The sequence below is a fragment of the Paracoccus sp. 08 genome, from assembly GCF_024105395.1.
In the GTDB taxonomy this organism is placed as follows: domain Bacteria; phylum Pseudomonadota; class Alphaproteobacteria; order Rhodobacterales; family Rhodobacteraceae; genus Paracoccus; species Paracoccus marcusii.
Genome location: NZ_WEKR01000027.1, coordinates 1 through 15,992, shown reverse-complemented (window position 1 = coordinate 15,992; position 15,992 = coordinate 1). Strand labels below are relative to the sequence as shown.

The window sequence follows — 15,992 nt, the reverse complement described above, 5'->3', positions numbered from 1 at the left end:
TGCGGGGACCGTCGGTCGCCCGCTCGCGGCATCGTCTGCGTTGTCGTGATATGCCTGACGCAGCGCTCGCGCGTTGTCCGCCAGGCGCTTGTGGAGCGACGAGACCTTTGGCGGAGACGCAATAACGGTCTGACGCGCCGCAAGCGTCATGGCATGCTGTTCCAGCCGCTCGAGGCTGAACAATTCCGACCTGATGGGAGTAGCATCGGACCACAGCGGCCCGGGACTGACAGCTTGATCGAACATGTGCAAAAACATTCCTTGAGAACCAGCCTGAAAGACCGGAAGGAGCAAGATGAGCGGTTGGAGAGTACTGGCGTTAGTGGCACTGGCCGGTATCAACGCCAGCTCAGCTGACGATCGAGAGTCAACTTCGTAGATGCATCATGACATGCGCAGGTTTTGGCGCAGGTCAAAAAACTAAATTGATCGAAAATAATATTTAAGACGATAGAGAACCAGGCATCCACACCAACGGGATCAAAGCTTCCGGACGCGCTTGCGCGCTGGCTTACCGATCATTTCAGTTTTTACCCTCGCTTCTTTAATCAAGCGAGCCTCACGCAATCTAGAGGTCTTTTCTTCTGCGACGACTTTGCTTGCATCGATCTCTTCGAATACCCGGTGGCGCGTATTGCGGAGAGTTCTGGTAATTTTAAAGGCATCTTCTGCCTGTTGACGCTGACGGGTATTTCTCTCGATCATTGTAGTTCCTTCCCCTCTGATAGAAATGCATCAAAATTAAAATTCTATCGCGGCTGCATGGGACGCATTAAGGCGCGTACGTCGTTTTGTCCCCGCATAGAAGCTAGTGCTGAGGGATGTACAAGACGGAACGATTGCCTTCAGAAGCGGGAAAAGCGGCGGAAATACCGCCGCTTTTTATGCCTTTTATGCTTATCGCTTAGACAGACTGTCGTGTGGTCTTTGCGAACCACCTTCAGATTGCATGTCGCCTTTGGATTTCGCATCTTCCGTGGCCTGGTCTTGCTTTTCACCCTTCACCCGATCGAGCATCGGTTCACGCTTCGGAGCCGAGCGATTGGTGCGAACGTAATTGTCGAGGGTTGTTTTTTCGGCACCCATTATCGGGTCCTCCATAATGCAACCAAGAAATTCCTGCCTGCATAAGTTAGATAGGGTGCAAGACGTCAATTTGCTACCAGCGTTGGTCTTTCTTTTGCCCGGCACGTCACTGATCTACATCAGCACATCTATGGTGAAACCCTGCTAAAAAAATAAGGCTCTCGTTTGACGAGAGGTGTGGTGTAAGTTCTGAGTTAAGGGCGTGAGGCTTGTCCGGCGGCGGCCGCTCAGCCCTCACGTCACTTTTGCTCACGTGACGTTGGCAAGCCATAAGTCGCCTTTGCGTTATCAAACCCTGCCTGCAAAAATCCAATGAGGCCTTCATCCAAGGAGAACTTGATGTACATGCGATCTTTCACGTCGGTTATCGTCTTCAAGCATCCGTTCGTTCTTCGTGGATCCCCAGACGAGTTTCCTGCCGGGCAATACGAGTTGCTGGTTGAAGAAGAACTGCTTGATGGCCTCAGTTTTCCAGCATTCCGGGAGGCAGCTGCTTTCCTGCTGATCTATGGTCCGAGCGCAGGATCGGGACCAAGGGAGATGCGACGCACGACACAGGCAGACGTGCGGGCCGCATTGGAGAATGACACGGAAATGGCAACTAAGGCAGGCGGGCTTGACGTTATGCCGTCTGTGAGCCGAGACATCAAGAACGGCCCCAGGTTGGCGTCTCAGGTGCAGGACGGCCGGACAGTGGAACAGCGAGTAGAGCAGTGGATCAACACACTGACGTCGCCATTGCCGCACTAGCCTCCTGATCAGCGCTACTGGTCGACTTGCTCGCGAAGCTGGTGCCGACGCTATGATGGCCGCCGCAATAGCGGTAAAGACTGGTCGAGATAGGTGTCGTCAAAACCGGCCATTCTGGCTAACTGATCATAATCGTGGAAGCAGACATGATTGTCGCGGAAAGTCGCAAGTTTTTGTTCGCGCAGAGAGCGCAGCACCCGGTTCACGTGAACAGCGCTCAGCCCAAGCGCATCCGCCAGATGATACTGGGTCAAAGGACAGTCAAATCCCTCGCGGTTCCCAAGGCCGACCAGCGCCAGCCTGGAACATAGCTCCAGCAGAAAATGCGCGACACGCGCGTCTGCGGCGCGGCGACCAACCCCGACGAGATGCTCTACCAGCATAGCCTCATCGCGGGAGGCAGCCCAAAGAACTGCAGCTGCAAGCCGAGGCGCCTGCTCGAACGCGACGATCAGATCACTTGCCGACACCTCTGCCGCTTCGCAGTCGACGATCGGCTCGAAGCTGTGATCTGACGTCCGCAGGAGCACGCTGCGCAGACCTAAAAAATCTCCTGGTATCTGGAAGTCGATGATCTGGCGCGAGCCGTCCGCTTGGATCTTGTAGGAGCAGACCCAGCCTGAAGCGAGAATATAGGCGGCGTGCTGCGATTGACCTTGCCGCACCAGGTCCCGCCCTGCGACGAAGCAACGTCTGCGCTGGTGCAGGGCTGCAAGAATAGAAAGCTCATCGCCAGAAAGGACCACAAATGCCCCAAGCTTCCGGCTCAGGGGGTTGCTATCGCAAGGATCCATGGTGTCCTCCTGTTAGACCTTTGCGTTGCAGCAGATATTTTCGCAAAGGCGGCTTTTGATCGGTCTGGGCCGTCAGAGCTGATGCTGGTTTGTTGGACACTCACGCATTGGCCGTTGGCACTGGCAGCATTGGTCGTGGCGCGAGGTAAGTATCCGGAAGTGTTGCTCGAACGTGAGATAAGTGCGGATATTGGCCTTGTAGACTGTGCGCAGACCTGTTCGACATGGGACAGTACTGGAGAAGTGGATGCGTCGTGGAGTACAAAAAAGGTGCGAACGACTAAACCCGCACCCTTCAGTGCATCAGAGACGCGATGTACGTCTGTTTGCGATGGACTGAATGGCAAAAGCCTCGGCCTGCGTGGCCCCCATGCCTAGATCTCGACTGACCACGTAAAGGGCTAAAACGTCGCGCGCATCGCGGGCATCATCGATGGAGCCAGAGGAAGCGATCTGCGGTGCCTTTGTCATTTGGCCACCTTCAGTGCCGCGCCGACCAGTGAAATCTTCGTGCTCGGAGCGGCCGCGATTACCTTCGGCGCTTCCTTCTTGGGCTTTTTCTCATCGCGTTTTCGCTTGTTCATGCCCTTGGCCATGTTCTGGCTCCTGTATAGCCGCCGGAATTTCGACGGACTCGGCACCCTAGACCTTTCACAGCGAATAGATACGTAATTCGACGAAGGGAGCATGGCCCCCACGGACCAATTTAACCACCCAATGCCACCAGTCCGAAGGCTTTGTGGCATGTGGTTCGGCTCCGCCGCCGACCTAGCCGAAGGGGCGTCGGCCTTCTTCACCGACGCCGCCGCGCCGCTGCGGAACCCGGATCACGCGCATCTGCACTCAGCCTCGATCGGCTTCCTTTGGACCAATGTGTCGAATGCGAAAAAGGGTCGCATGGTGATCGGCACGGCCGAGCCGGGCGCACCGCAGGGGGCGATGGGCAAATGGGGCCGCGCCAAGGCCACGCTGCAGGTGACGGACTGGTTCGGAATAGTCCCTGACTTCATTATCACCCTCGACGCCAACTGGTGGCTACAGGCTTCCGACGCAGAGGCCTATGCGCTGATCGAGCACGAGCTTTATCATCGCGCCCAAGACAGGGACGAGTACGGCGCGCCGAAGTTCAATCGGCAGACCGGGCGGCCTGTCTTTACAATGCGTGGGTACGACATCGAGGAATTCATTGGTGTGGTGCGGCACTATGGGGCCGATGCGGCCGGGATACGTGCGCTAATCGAGGCTGCCGAGGCCGAGCCGGAAATTGCAGCCGTGGGCATCGCGCAATGCTGCGGGACCTGCAGGGGAGCGACCTAGTCGGCAACAAGGCCAATCTTGTCACGGGCCTTGTCGTACAGGGCTTGCGCCTTGGCCAGCTGACGCCTCGCTGTGGCAACTTCTGCGTCCGGGGCATTCTGCCTACAGCAGGTGTCATACGCATCTGCAGCCTTCTTTAGTTCGTCGATTGCGTGGCGCCATTCGGGATACGCAGGATGTTCTTCGACTGGCATGGCTGGTCCTTTCCAACTGAGGCTATCGCATCATGGCACAAGCCGAGTTGAACACCGAGATCCGAACATTCATCGTCCAGTCTCTCGCCTGCTTTAATGGATTGGCGAACAGCGCCAAAATCTCCAATGCCCTGCCGCCAAGAAGGCCATCTTGCTTGCGGTAATCCTTCTCTGCCAGATCATACTTGCGTGCTATCATCGAAACCATTCACACCCTCTAATGTGATACCCCACACAAAGATGATGACTTCTATGTTCCTTTAAGGAGCAAAGCGCGGTGGATGAATCATCGGCAGAGAGAGGCTCCCTAAGCATGCGGTATTAATAATGGCGCATATGCAGGGCAGTAAGGTCCTATTGGAACTTCGTCTGCCTCCCGACCCATAGTTGCGATGCCTGATCGCTCCGGATAATCCCCTACGAGCAGGTGGCTGCTGGAGGCCTGGTATGATTGGCGATAAGGGGATGCTTTGTGACTGACGAAATTCCTGTCGGGCACTCTGTCAGGATGCGGGTCAAAAACGCCTTGGAGAAGGCCGCCTATCAGGAGCGCAGGCTTTTCGACGCGGATACCCAGCCATACACCCTACAGGAACGCGACGAGGCCGAAGCGCTTCATGCCGAGCTCGCCAGTCTTGTCGCACGTGCGGACACCTTTAACCGCATGGTCATCGATCGCCTGTCTAAGGAGGCTGAGGACAATGCAGAGAAGCTGGAGCAACTGAGGCGTTTCCGGAGTGCAGGGCGCATCAAGGTTGAGTTTGCCCCATTTTAGTTATCGGTTTCTGGCAACATAATTAGGGCTGCATCAACGCAGGGTACATCGACGTAGGGGATGGTGCTGCGTCTGACCAGCGGCGGCACCGCGATGGACGAGGATGCCCGGGCGGTCGAGATGGCCCTGAAGGTTCTGACCGTCATCCGGCGGCCTGGAGATCCGTTCGGCGCGCCGGTCGCGGCACTGCGCCGGATCGAAGCGGCCTCTGCACCCATCGGCCAGACACGCGACGAGGGCGATCGTCTCGAGGATGCGGAGCTGCCCCTGGTCGTGGAGGCCGGTCGCACCTGGTCCCATGTTCCGATCCTGGCAGGATGGCGTGCGGCGGCCAGCTATGCCTTCCGTTCCCGGCGCAGTAGCCCTGTGGCCGAGCGGCTCGTCTTCATGGCCGTGAAAGGTGCCGCGCGGCACCTGCAGGGACTGTCTCCCGCTCAGAAGGATGGCCGCGATGACTTGGACGAGAGGGCAGGGGGGTTGCTGATGCCGGCGACCGCTGGATGGATCGTACCGCCATCCGTGTCGCTGACCCGCAATGGGTTCCGGATCTGGTCGCCGATGACCGGGCTGGCCACGTTCCTGGAAGCAGCCACGCGGAGCCTCTCTCACGATCTCGGCCACCTGGGGACTCTGCGCCATGAGCTGGCACGTCTCACGACCATGACGTCTTCTGCGCATGGGCGGTCGCGCCTTGCCGATCTGATTACCTATTTGAGAGCGCAGCCGGTCGTCAGCTCGGCGATGGTCATGGATCATCTGGGCGTGACACGCCGGACGGCCCTGTCGCTGATCGGCGAGCTGGTCGATGCCGGCTGCCTCAGCAACCTCACCGCCCGCAGCACCTCCCGGTTCTGGGCGCTGCCCTCCCTCGCCGCGCGGATGGGCCATGCGGGAAGGGCAGGGGCCGTTCGTGGCGGTGTGTTCGCTGGCCGGGAAGGACCACGCGGAAACCTGAAGCCAAGCGGTCAATTGGATCGTCTGATGGAAGAGCGAGACGAGGGCCAACTTGACCGGATCATGGCCGATCTAGATACCGCGATGTCGGGCGTGGATGATGTCGTGCGCCGCGCGGGAGGCCGGCAGCGGAAAGAGGAGTAAGGCGCCTCGAACTACAACTGCCCGCGTGTCCGGTGAAGCGGGGGCAAGACGAATTAGCTGGGCCCCGTTCTACCGGCACCTTGCGCGAAATCTTGGATGCCCGGCGCGCCCCTCCTCGGCGATCCATATCCGATCAGGAGCATAACGCCCTCAAAGTGATCGGCATGACACCTCGTACAGATCCAGTCGGCGTTGAGCTCGCTTTTGCAGACCAGACAGGGATCTTCCTCGACATCGAAGTCGAGCGGAAATGGGACAGGGACTACCGCAACGGCGCACATGGTCTGTCTCACTGTGGATATGTCATCAATTATACCAGCTTTAGTTCACCGGAACTGACAGCTCCGCGACACAGGCGGCAGGGAGCTGATTTTGGCGAAGATCTGTTCCAGTGTCGGGACCACGTCTTCGCCGCAATACTGGAGCCGCTCATCCGGCGCCGGGCAATAGCGCGAAGTGCTGAAACGTCCTGAGCTGTCTGCCTTGGCGTCTCCGCCTTAACGGCTACGCGACAGTTGCGTCGAGTCAGGCAGTTACATCAGGCTAGCGACTTGATGATATCCGCACCGAGGGTCCTGGTGTTCTTTGGGTTGCCCATCGGGTTCAGAACATCGACATTAAGGTCGCGAGCGACCTGGAGGAGCACGGGCAGAGCTTGCGGGAGCGTCCCGCCTTCGTCCTTGACCAGGATTGTGCCGTTCACGAGACGAACGATTTGGAGGTTGCGCCAGTTGGCGGACGCGACGACCTGTAGATCAGCCAGGTTCCTTGGAAGCTCCTCAGGCGATGCACGGATCCTGTTCACCGGCAGATACAGCTGGCCGCCGACGTCGCGTAACATTGGCCTCAACTCCTCGACCGAGCAGTCGAGCGCCTCTCGTATCGAGGGTTCACCCTCCTCGACCAGGATCTGCAGAACCATGACCCGGGTCGCGTGGTGCAAGGTGCTCGCCTTGAAGTCGACCCTTGTGGACGTGGTAAACGTCTTAACCGAAATCTTGTCGCCCTCGGCCGAGACGACATCTTAGCCAACCTGGTTCACGGCGACCGCCATCTGCCCGCGGGTGATCATCGCGGTGTATAGCTCGCCGATGCGGCCCGTCAGGTGGCGCAACTCGGCAACTTCGGCGCCCCAGGACAGCTCCTTCTCGAACCATTGCAAGGCTTCTGCCAGCGAGCGGATGATCTGAACCTGGCTGAGGCCCATGAGATTAGGCTCTTCTATGGCGCGGCGTGCCACCTGGTCATGATACTGCACCGTTTACGCGTGCCGCCAGTTGCTGGAGCCTTTCGTCGTTCCAGCCGAAGCCTTTCGGGCTTCCCAATCCGGACAGGTGAGGCACGGCGATCACCTGCGCGCCGGTGCTTAACTGATCAAGCAGGGAGATCGACTTCGATCCATGTGCGACGACGACAGCCGGTCGGATCTGCTCGAGCAACATTTCAAAGACGGCAGTGCTTCTGTCCGCGCGTGTCAGGTGCTTGCCGCTCCCAGCCTCAACGCACCAGATGTTTGTCTCAAGAACAGGTGCACTGATGAGGTCGGCCAGGCGCTCGATCCGCTTTCTGGTGGGGCTCAATGCATTTTTGGCGAGGTAGCGCTCGCGCCACGCGGCGCGGTTCATACCATCATCATCCGACCAATAGCGCCAGAAGTTGGCAGTCTCCCTGGCCGGGTTCTGGCCGACAATAAACACGCGACAGGCCAGGGGTGACCCGGTGCAGACAAAGGGGCGACCCGAACACGGGTCGCCTACAAGCGATTTCAGCCGAGCGGCAAAGTTAGCTAATACCCCACCGGTGTGGTCGGCAGTCTTCATACCAACCGAAGGTCGATCGCGCTGGTCTTGCCGCCGCGACCTGTTTCCAGTTCGTAGGACACGGCTGCACCGTCCTTCAGGGTCTGCAAGCCGGCGCGCTCAACGGCCGAGATGTGGACGAAGACATCCTGCGCGCCGCCTTCCGGTTGGATGAAGCCGAAGCCTTTGTCCGCATTGAACCACTTGACCGTTCCTCTGGGCATTTCATTCTCCAAGACGATTTCTGATGCGGCGACATTCGGCGATCACGCGCGATCGGGCAAGCTACCGATTTCGCCGCCGGCCTGAACCGAGGCGTCGCGAACTGCGATTGATGCCAAAGTGGATAGATCTGGGGCGGGCGACCGACCGCATCGCAACGCGCAAGGACTTCGAACAATGGTGTAAGATCCAGAGTCTGAAGTTTGCGTTGAACTGCGCGAACTCCCACCTTCAGATCAGAAGCGTCGACACGCGTCGGTGTTCTAGAGGACGCTCATCTGTCAGCCTTGGTAGCGGACGGTTTCGGAACAGCTATTGAGGGAAAATGCCCCGCTCGACTGGAGGGAGTTGCCGAGCGGGGCCAAGTGACAACAGGGAATGCTGTTGGATTCAACCTATAGGAGCATCGACAATCCCGCGATCCCTTAAATTGTATCGACACGCTTTCCTACTCGAAGGCCCGCCGAGCGGGCGGGCCTTGACGTCAATGCATTGTCGCTCAGGTCAAGTCTTGCTCTTGTCGATAAGGCCGGGCTTGGCTGGGTCTTCCGCGACTGCGGCGTCAGGACGGTTGCCGCCGGGGACAGCTGGGTTCTTCTTATCTATGGCATGGTCAGGCACTTCAGGGTGTCGCTCTGTTTTCGCGGCCTCTTGAACCTGATTGGTGGGGGTTGGTTTCGGTTGGTCTTGCGTCATGACATGGTCCTCCTGGACCTTAACCGCTGGCAGGATCCAGTGTTCCGCAAGGTGGTTTGCTTAGTCCGACTATTATCCTGACATTTGCCCGGTATCTTTCTGCATCCAGGCCCTATCGGAAATCGCAGTGCCAGACGTGCTCGGTCTGGAGGCCTGGCTTCTTGATCCGTTCGCCTGCACCCCTGACCGTAAGTTTGCCGGCATCAATGATCTCTCACCGGAGAACGCGCGCCGGTAGAACAAGAAGACCGATGCTTGCCGCGGAACCCACGCTGCCAACGAAGGTTCGTCTTTATATCAAAGGCGCGGCATGACTGCGTGATCGTAAGGGACTGAGCTCGGCATGAAATACGCATTGATCGGCTTACTTGTTCTCGGGGGATGCGCAACACCGCCCGTCTCCGATTTCGGCACTGCCGATGAACATTTCTACAAGGGGAATGCCTGGTACATCGCCGATCGCCGCGGCCAACTGGAGGTCGCCTTGATGGCTGCCAGCATCGAGGATCCGGAGACCGAGTATCGAGGGGCTGCCCGCGACTACCTCCTCAGCAATCAGCGCGTATGCTCGGTTGGCCCCGGTCGTCCAGGAGGCGATGGGCGGTACCTGTTCAGCTACTCTTGCCGCTGATGAACATCGCGCGCACCAGTTCAGTGGAAGAGGTGTAGCCACACCGCGCTGCACTGCCGCGACACCAAGCAATCCACCTCTTTATCATCAGTATCAGATCGAGGCTCTTGGCATGATCCGCACCCTTACCTTCGCAGTGCTTGCTGCCTTGCCGTCGACGCTTTCATATACGCAAGAGGTCGCCCCCTATCTCGATGATCGGTCTACTGCAGACCGGGTGGTGGCGTCGCTTTATAATGCCATAAACAGGCAGGAGTACCTTCGCGCGCACAGCTACTTTGATCCCAGAACTGCTCCGGACCTGGCCGCCTTCCGTGAGGGCTACGCCACCACCCAAAGCGTCCGTCTGCGCCAGGGAGAGGTCATCGCCGATGGGGCTGCTGGTACGCTGCACTTCGCTGTTCCAGTTGCGATCGAAGCGGTGATCACCGACGGGACCACCGTGTACACCGGCTGCTATCGTCTCAGCCAGGTCCAACCCGCCGCCCAAGAACTTCCGCCGTTTCGGCCAATCGACATCGATAGTGGAGAGCTGTCGGCATCAGACACGTCGTTCGACACCGCTATGGGCATATGCGACCTGTAGTGAGGTATCAGGCGTGTAGAGCCTCACGGACCGCAATCATCCAGAAGGGCAGGCCGAGCCCTAGGTCCGAACGCTCTGGAAACAGCGTGATGCCCCAAAACAGCAAGGCCCCGCATGAGATGATATAGCCGGCCCCGAACACCCCCATCGCCAGAAACGGCAGGATCGGCGTCCAGGATCCTGCCGCGAGGCTGGCAAGCCCAAGGCCCATCATGATCAGGGACAGCCGGTGAAACGCTGCAATTCCGAACCGATCCGTGCCAGCGCCTGTAGCCACGCCGATAAAACCTATTACAGGGTTCAATCATATTGTCGCGTAGCCCTTAAATGCGGTATAGAAAAGTCAACTAAATCAATGGGTCGGCTTTGCCATTAACAACGGTATCTTGCCATTAAACTCGACATTCTTGCTGTTAAATCTGACATAGGGTGCGCGGATTTGGACGGTTGGCAGCGATGGAAGGTAATGACGCAGACTGTGGCGGTGCTGGTGCTGAGCCGCTGCGCCGGGCATCGGTCCCTTGATCGCTTGTAAAGCTGTCTACGCCAACGCGCTTAAGTCCGTTCACGCGCATACGGCCTTTGCCTTTTATAGGCTCAAACCCGACGTGAAACTCTTCTGCCTTTCTGCCTTTCTGCCTTTCTGCCTTTCTGCCTTTCTGCCTTTCTGCCTTTCTGCCTTCGCCGTGGCGAAGTTACGTCCACTGGTCAAGGCGACAATGTTCAGCACTGGTCTCGATTGGGACGCCAGAGTTGCCATGCTTCGTGCGTTCGAACTGTAGCCCCGTCTTCTTGCAGCGGTTGATCGTATTGTCCTGCGGAAAGGGAATAACTTCCACGAGCTGGCGTCTGAATGTTATATTTAAGGGCAACAAACGCTGCCCAATGCGCCGTGTGCCGGAATTAGGGGTAACGCGACAAAGACCAAAGCCGCCGGCCCCGTCCCTACGGCCCTTGATGGAGAGAGCGGGCCGAGGCCGGCTCGCCGCCTCGCTGCACGGCAAGCGACATTTCTAAATGGCGGAACACGCGACATTTTAATTTGGTGACAACATATGATACCGCAGAGAAAGCCAGTTTTTCTGCTTTGCAGACGACTTCCCCGCGTCAGATAGCTACCCCTACCGCCATACCGCAGATCGACGCGGAGATCCCAAAGCTGCCTTTCGTGAGGATCGAGTCCTATAGGGCTTTGGGCCAGATCAGGTCTTCAAGATCCTCTAGCTTTCTGACGGAAGCCTGCCAGTCGCAGATGGCGATGCCGCGCATGTCACTCGCCCCGTGGAGCATCATCAGCGTCGTCAAGCGTCGGCGCATTGCATTGTTATAGTCCTCTGCGGGCACACCATAGCCTTCAAGAAATGCCCGGAGGCGGTCGGGGACGCCTGCGCACATGAAGGTACTTGGGCCCAAGAGATCGTATTCGCGCCAGCCCGTCATCACGTCACCGAAGTCGATGACCGCCGCCAACTGCCAGCCATCGGACGTTTCTGTCAGAAGCAAATTTTCTGGAATCCATTCCCCGGTCAGGATAACAGGCTGCACTTCCGCGGGCAGCACTGAGGGCGCAACGTGTAGAAGGGCTGGCAGATCGGCTAACAGGGACTCCTCTAAGCCCTGACGTCTATGCCGCTCGATGCAGCCTTCGGTCTGACGCTTGATGAAGTCTGGCCAGGCCGGCTGCATCTCAAGCAACTCTCCGGGATCGACGGCTTGGACCTCTGCAATCGTGCGCCCGATGTCGCCTAGAATGGCGAGGCGTTCTTGCTCAGATAATACCGGCCAGACCTCGGACCCTACTGTCCCGGGCAGCTTGGTGATGATCAGCCATGACCATCCGCTGTCCTCCCCTTCTGCCAGTATCCGAGGGATTGGGACGGACAAACGGCCATCGAGTTGGCGCAGCGTAAGTCGTTCGACTGCGAACTGTGCAGCGTAAATCGGCGGGAAAATCTTTAAGATGGCGCTGCCATTCAAGTCGACGACGAGGTTGGTGCCATTCTTAAATGAGGTAGGCGAGATGGCATCCATATTTGCCCTTCGCGCAATCTCGATGACGAGGGGCAACCAGCGGTGTGAGCCGGACCGCCATCGCTCGAAGTCTTCTTCATCCGAGATGTCCGGCCAAAGTTTCACGGTCCTACCCTCCTGTGATGCGGAGATAAGAAGCCAACAGTGAGAAAGATTCAACGGCAGCTCCGTCCCCCATAGCTACCGCCCGTGCATCAGGCAGGCATCGACGGGGCGAGCGTTTACTTCTAAATGGCGCGCTATGCCTAAATCACTGAATTTTTGTAAAATCGCGCCCCAATTTCTGGAAGCCGTGAAGTATTCTGTCCTATGGATCGCAGATGAAACTCGGCACAATCGCCTATCATCCTCTGACAATGGACCTGTCGTATGATCAGCTATATCACCATTGGTGCCGATGACATCCCGCGCGCGAAGCGATTTTACTCTGCATTCCTGCCTGCCCTCGGCTACGAACTGGTAGAAGGCCAGGAAGGTCTGAGCTACGAGCTCCCCGAGCTTCTTGATGAACCTGCCGTCTTGCCCGCATTTTACGTCAAACCCCCATTTGACGGACGTCCGGCATCGGTCGGCAATGGCTCGATGGTCGCGTTCCAGGCACGGAGCCAACAAGAAGTCCGTGAACTTCATTCGGCAGCGCTCGCTGCTAACGGCCGGGACGAAGGACAACCTGGTTTCCGCGATGCGTATGGCCCTCATTTCTACGTTGGCTATCTCCGGGACCCTCAGGGAAACAAGATCGCGCTTTATTCCAACAATCCAGACGATCCCGGACGAGACGGTTAGGCCGCCATTTGCCCAAGTCCGATGAAAGCCCGCTTCGTCCATGTCCCGCAAAGCGGCCAAGGACGCGGCGCAGGGTCATCGACTTGAAGGCCGCCAGCCTCACCACCGGCCGCGCGGCTCGCGCTACGCCGGGGGCTCCGCGCGCGGCCTCCTACACCAATCGTTGGGACACGGCCCGGTCGATCAGAACACAGTGACCTGTGTTCCGATTTCAGCCACCGCGAACAGCCGAGCCACATGCTCATTGTAAAGTCCGTAGCAACCGGACGAGGATTTACGGCCGATCTTGCGGGTGTCATGGGTGCCGTGAACAAGGTAGGCAGGCCAGGCCAGGTACAGGCCGTACTCTCCCAACGGATTTTCGGGAGCCCCGCCTTCCACGCGCTGCGGCAGGTTGGGGTCCTTTTCACGCATGCTTGGCGTGGGCGTCCAAGGCGGGTGCTTCACTTTCCTGACAACCTCGGTCTGGCCACGGCGCGTCAGATCCTCGGTCATCGGAATGGAGCACGGGAAGACAAAATGGACGCTCTCATCGCCCGACCAGTAATGGACTGCGCGGGAGGTGACATCGGCCAGGATGACGCCCTTACCGAGCGACGGGTAGTAGTCGCGCCAATGCCGTTCCCGAAACGAGGAAAGGTTGCGCTGCGGTCCACCGTTCAGAGAGGTTTGGCCTGCGTTGGGCTGCAGGTTCTGCCCAAGGGCAGAGGTGGTCGGGAGGATGACGCTTGCTGCAACAAGCCCCTGCAAAAAGGTTCTGCGGTCCCTGGACATGCTCCTGCCTCCCTCTTTTCGTTTTCGACAGCTTTTCCCAAAGCAATAACCGAGCGCCGGGCTTGGACCAAGATGATCCAGAGAATTTTTGGTTCGTTTCGGACAATCTGCAACAGGCCACGGCCTCTCAGATAAAAAGGAAGTCCCCCGGAACTACGCGTAGATCATCACCGGCGTTCTTGGCTGGAGCATGGCGTAGACGTCCTCGATCTCCTGGTCTGTCAGCGCAAGGCAGCCTGCCGTCCAGTCTCGGTTCTTGGGGGCAAAGACATTTCCTTCAGGCCCCCGGCCATGGAACATGATGTCTCCCCCTGCCTGTCGGCCGAACTGTGCGGCGTAGGCCTTGTCCTGATCGTTCGGGTAGGAAATGCCCACCGACAGGTGATAGCGGCTGCGTGGATTGAAGCGGTCAACAAAATACAGACCCTCAGGGGTCTTCCCGTCACCCTCGAACTGCTTGTGGCCGATCGGCTGATTGCCCAACCCGAAGTCATACGACTTCAGCAGGGTCGTGCCGCTGATGAGATGCATTCTGCGCTGGCTCTTGTAGACCACCACCTGCGTCACGGGTGGTCCGAAATAGCGCTTGAACTCCGGTATCGGTCTGGCTGCGGCTTGAGTGTTCACGCCGGATGAGCCGGAACGTCCGCAGGCTGCCAAAGCTGCAATCATGGCCAGTGAGGCATGGCGGCGGGTGAAATGGGACATGACGAGGGTTCCTGCAGAAGGCGTTCGGCTGATTTATGCAGCGGGATAGCTGTTGAAGACTTCACTGCTGCCGTCCTTGCCGATCAGCAGGACGTCGTAAGCCACGCGCTGGCTTTCCGGACCCATTCCCGGGCTTCCGAAAGGCATTCCCGGAACAGTGATCCCCAAAGCGTCCGGACGATCCTGCAACAGCTTGCGGATATCGGCGACCGGAACATGCCCTTCCAGGAAGTACCCTTCAATCGATCCGGTATGGCAGGACGTCAGTTCGACAGGCACGCCAAGATCGATCTTGTGCTGCATGAGAAGGGTGCCGAACCGCTCTTCGCTCGTCACCTGGAAGCCGTTCTCTCGAAGATAGTTCGTCCACTGCTTGCAGCACTCGCAGCCGCTTCCCTCGACAACATGGATCGTGGGGGCATTTTCCGACAGTCCGAGTGTCGGCAGTGCGCTTGCGGCAGCGGCAAGAAGCACGGCTCGCCGTGTCAATTCCATCATGATCCGTCCCTCTTCCGGCACTTGCCGGATTGATGCTTGTGACAACAAGCAACCTCAAGCTGCTAGAGGTTCAAGTCACAATTTCAGAGTTCACGGGCTTGTTAGGTGCTGTGCCCTTATGCGAGGTCATGGTTGAGCAAGTGGAAGAGAGCATGGCTGCTTAACACCTAGGTTTTACCCACCCAAGCTTGTGTCTTCTCATGATATCAGAGACACGGAACGGAAGACCGTCTCAAGAATAATCGCGAGAGAAGAATGCTGACACGTCGCCATTTCATCCTGACAACCGGCGCCCTGTTCTCGCCGGCAATTGCTTCACCCGGCTTTGCAATGTCGTGGCCGAGCGAGGCGCAAATGGCTGCTTGGGATGCGGAGATCACCCCGGCAGCCTATGATCCAGCCACTTCAAATCCTTGGGGACTGCATCCGAGGTTCTTGCCGCAGCGTGTCGAAGCCAATGACGGTCTAACGCCCGGTGACATTCACGTCGATGCGGTCGCGCGCTATCTTTATCATATTCAAAATGATGGCACGGCAATGCGTTACGGAGTAGCCATTGGACGTGGCGATCTTTATGAGCCAGGAACCTACACGGTCCAGCGCAAAGCAAAGTGGCCGCACTGGACTCCAACGCCAAGTATGATCGCACGGGAACCGGAAGCTTACGCGCAATACGCCAATGGCATGGAGCCCGGACCTTCAAATGCGCTCGGTTCGCGGGCGCTTTATCTTTATGTCGGAAACCGTGATACCTATTTGCGCATTCACGGGACGCCAGTCCCCACGTCCATTGGAAGTCGAGCAAGTTCGGGATGCGTTCGCATGGTGATGGCGCATATCAACGATCTTTACGAGCAAGTCGAAACCGGCGTCACTGCTATTCTTTATCCAGGAGAATAGCAGATCAAGGGCAACCGCTGTTTCACTCAGCCAGATCCGGCCGCTTATCAAGGCAGCTTTATGAGTAGATGAAGTAACGGTTGTGGAAGAGAGCTTGATTTAACCCGGATTATTCGTGAGGGGTTGGTGAGGCTGGCTTAACCACTTGAAGAACTGTAGTTTTATGGTTCCTACGCCAAAAACCGCAGTTTATCAGGATGCCGCGCCTCACCATGGATGTTTCTACACCCTCTCGTCTGTGTTTGTCACCGGTCGATGGCAAGCAGGTCCTGCTCGGATTTGACGGTGCCAGGATGAGTTCGGATGCCGGGCTGATGCTGTTGCGAGAGATCGAGCGCCGTGAAGGT

Annotated in this window: 25 protein-coding genes; 8 read left to right on the top strand and 17 right to left on the bottom strand. The window is 57.9% G+C overall.

The annotated features are described in order from the left end of the window. Positions 1-480 precede the first annotated feature (480 nt). Both GBO37_RS10710 and GBO37_RS10705 read right to left on the bottom strand, forming a co-directional pair. Positions 481-705, bottom strand: coding sequence for a hypothetical protein (locus tag GBO37_RS10710; protein WP_252928920.1), 225 nt, complete (start codon positions 703-705; stop codon positions 481-483). Positions 706-897: 192 nt separating this feature from the next. Beyond that, positions 898-1,086: a hypothetical protein gene (locus tag GBO37_RS10705; protein ID WP_252928919.1), complete on the bottom strand. Its 189-nt coding sequence runs from the start codon at positions 1,084-1,086 to the stop codon at positions 898-900. 345 nt (positions 1,087-1,431) lie between these two features. Between GBO37_RS10705 and GBO37_RS10700 the strand changes: the two genes are divergently transcribed. Further along, positions 1,432-1,836 carry a hypothetical protein gene (locus GBO37_RS10700; protein ID WP_252928917.1) on the top strand — a complete coding sequence of 135 codons (405 nt, stop codon included), beginning with the start codon at positions 1,432-1,434 and terminating at the stop codon, positions 1,834-1,836. Between the two features lie 50 nt (positions 1,837-1,886). Here the strand turns inward: GBO37_RS10700 and GBO37_RS10695 are convergent, their stop codons facing one another. The 3 genes from GBO37_RS10695 to GBO37_RS21470 form a co-directional block, all read right to left on the bottom strand. Then, positions 1,887-2,630 (bottom strand): Crp/Fnr family transcriptional regulator, encoded by a 744-nt coding sequence (locus tag GBO37_RS10695; RefSeq protein ID WP_252928916.1) that lies wholly within the window; start codon positions 2,628-2,630, stop codon positions 1,887-1,889. A gap of 303 nt (positions 2,631-2,933) precedes the next feature. Then, complete coding sequence (locus tag GBO37_RS10690) at positions 2,934-3,101, bottom strand: hypothetical protein (protein ID WP_252928914.1); 168 nt, start codon at positions 3,099-3,101, stop codon at positions 2,934-2,936. Further along, a complete protein-coding gene (locus GBO37_RS21470) occupies positions 3,098-3,226 on the bottom strand; it encodes a hypothetical protein (RefSeq protein ID WP_256480605.1) in 129 nt (42 codons plus the stop codon). The genes GBO37_RS10690 and GBO37_RS21470 overlap by 4 nt, the downstream gene beginning before the upstream one ends. 148 nt (positions 3,227-3,374) lie before the next feature. Between GBO37_RS21470 and GBO37_RS10685 the strand changes: the two genes are divergently transcribed. After that, entirely contained in the window at positions 3,375-3,947 is a 573-nt protein-coding gene (locus tag GBO37_RS10685) for a putative metallopeptidase (protein ID WP_252928912.1), read from the top strand. Here the strand turns inward: GBO37_RS10685 and GBO37_RS10680 are convergent. Continuing rightward, complete coding sequence (locus GBO37_RS10680) at positions 3,944-4,141, bottom strand: hypothetical protein (protein WP_252928911.1); 198 nt, start codon at positions 4,139-4,141, stop codon at positions 3,944-3,946. The genes GBO37_RS10685 and GBO37_RS10680 overlap by 4 nt on opposite strands. 22 nt (positions 4,142-4,163) lie before the next feature. After that, positions 4,164-4,340: a hypothetical protein gene (locus tag GBO37_RS10675; protein WP_252928910.1), complete on the bottom strand. Its 177-nt coding sequence runs from the start codon at positions 4,338-4,340 to the stop codon at positions 4,164-4,166. A gap of 273 nt (positions 4,341-4,613) precedes the next feature. On the opposite strand from GBO37_RS10675, the gene GBO37_RS10670 reads away from it, so the two are divergent. Both GBO37_RS10670 and GBO37_RS10665 read left to right on the top strand, forming a co-directional pair. Then, positions 4,614-4,916, top strand: a complete 303-nt coding sequence (locus GBO37_RS10670; protein WP_252928909.1) for a hypothetical protein — start codon at positions 4,614-4,616, stop codon at positions 4,914-4,916. Positions 4,917-4,976: 60 nt separating this feature from the next. Continuing rightward, positions 4,977-6,014: a helix-turn-helix domain-containing protein gene (locus GBO37_RS10665; protein ID WP_252928908.1), complete on the top strand. Its 1,038-nt coding sequence runs from the start codon at positions 4,977-4,979 to the stop codon at positions 6,012-6,014. A 538-nt stretch (positions 6,015-6,552) separates the two neighbouring features. On the opposite strand, the gene GBO37_RS10660 is transcribed toward GBO37_RS10665, so the two are convergent. The 5 genes from GBO37_RS10660 to GBO37_RS10640 form a co-directional block, all read right to left on the bottom strand. After that, the gene (locus GBO37_RS10660) at positions 6,553-6,957 is read right to left on the bottom strand and encodes a hypothetical protein (protein WP_252928907.1); all 405 of its coding nucleotides are present in this window, start codon (positions 6,955-6,957) and stop codon (positions 6,553-6,555) included. An 81-nt stretch (positions 6,958-7,038) separates the two neighbouring features. After that, complete coding sequence (locus GBO37_RS10655; RefSeq protein ID WP_252928906.1) at positions 7,039-7,221, bottom strand: hypothetical protein; 183 nt, start codon at positions 7,219-7,221, stop codon at positions 7,039-7,041. Between the two features lie 37 nt (positions 7,222-7,258). Then, a complete protein-coding gene (locus GBO37_RS10650) occupies positions 7,259-7,834 on the bottom strand; it encodes a uracil-DNA glycosylase family protein (RefSeq protein WP_252928905.1) in 576 nt (191 codons plus the stop codon). Next, positions 7,831-8,037, bottom strand: coding sequence for a cold-shock protein (locus GBO37_RS10645; RefSeq protein WP_045999875.1), 207 nt, complete (start codon positions 8,035-8,037; stop codon positions 7,831-7,833). Before GBO37_RS10645 ends, GBO37_RS10650 begins: the two co-directional genes overlap by 4 nt. 502 nt (positions 8,038-8,539) lie before the next feature. Further along, positions 8,540-8,731 (bottom strand): hypothetical protein, encoded by a 192-nt coding sequence (locus tag GBO37_RS10640; protein WP_252928904.1) that lies wholly within the window; start codon positions 8,729-8,731, stop codon positions 8,540-8,542. 343 nt (positions 8,732-9,074) lie between these two features. Between GBO37_RS10640 and GBO37_RS10635 the strand changes: the two genes are divergently transcribed. Together GBO37_RS10635 and GBO37_RS10630 are read left to right on the top strand one after the other, a co-directional pair. Further along, on the top strand, positions 9,075-9,362 hold the full coding sequence (locus GBO37_RS10635) for a hypothetical protein (RefSeq protein ID WP_252928902.1): 288 nt from the start codon (positions 9,075-9,077) through the stop codon (positions 9,360-9,362). Between the two features lie 112 nt (positions 9,363-9,474). Further along, entirely contained in the window at positions 9,475-9,948 is a 474-nt protein-coding gene (locus tag GBO37_RS10630; RefSeq protein ID WP_252928899.1) for a hypothetical protein, read from the top strand. A 7-nt stretch (positions 9,949-9,955) separates the two neighbouring features. Here the strand turns inward: GBO37_RS10630 and GBO37_RS10625 are convergent, their stop codons facing one another. Both GBO37_RS10625 and GBO37_RS10620 read right to left on the bottom strand, forming a co-directional pair. Further along, positions 9,956-10,162 (bottom strand): hypothetical protein, encoded by a 207-nt coding sequence (locus tag GBO37_RS10625; protein WP_252928897.1) that lies wholly within the window; start codon positions 10,160-10,162, stop codon positions 9,956-9,958. A gap of 968 nt (positions 10,163-11,130) precedes the next feature. After that, a complete protein-coding gene (locus GBO37_RS10620) occupies positions 11,131-12,084 on the bottom strand; it encodes a phosphotransferase (RefSeq protein ID WP_252928895.1) in 954 nt (317 codons plus the stop codon). A gap of 264 nt (positions 12,085-12,348) precedes the next feature. On the opposite strand from GBO37_RS10620, the gene GBO37_RS10615 reads away from it, so the two are divergent. Next, the gene (locus GBO37_RS10615) at positions 12,349-12,765 is read left to right on the top strand and encodes a VOC family protein (protein WP_252928893.1); all 417 of its coding nucleotides are present in this window, start codon (positions 12,349-12,351) and stop codon (positions 12,763-12,765) included. Positions 12,766-12,948: 183 nt separating this feature from the next. Here GBO37_RS10615 and GBO37_RS10610 read toward each other — a convergent pair whose 3' ends face one another. The 3 genes from GBO37_RS10610 to GBO37_RS10600 form a co-directional block, all read right to left on the bottom strand. Further along, entirely contained in the window at positions 12,949-13,539 is a 591-nt protein-coding gene (locus GBO37_RS10610) for a L,D-transpeptidase (protein ID WP_252928891.1), read from the bottom strand. A 153-nt stretch (positions 13,540-13,692) separates the two neighbouring features. Continuing rightward, entirely contained in the window at positions 13,693-14,247 is a 555-nt protein-coding gene (locus tag GBO37_RS10605) for a murein L,D-transpeptidase family protein (protein ID WP_252928888.1), read from the bottom strand. A gap of 33 nt (positions 14,248-14,280) precedes the next feature. Continuing rightward, positions 14,281-14,742 carry a DUF411 domain-containing protein gene (locus GBO37_RS10600; RefSeq protein ID WP_252928965.1) on the bottom strand — a complete coding sequence of 154 codons (462 nt, stop codon included), beginning with the start codon at positions 14,740-14,742 and terminating at the stop codon, positions 14,281-14,283. Between the two features lie 258 nt (positions 14,743-15,000). Between GBO37_RS10600 and GBO37_RS10595 the strand changes: the two genes are divergently transcribed. Further along, complete coding sequence (locus GBO37_RS10595) at positions 15,001-15,645, top strand: L,D-transpeptidase (RefSeq protein ID WP_252928886.1); 645 nt, start codon at positions 15,001-15,003, stop codon at positions 15,643-15,645. The last annotated feature ends 347 nt before the right edge of the window (positions 15,646-15,992 follow it).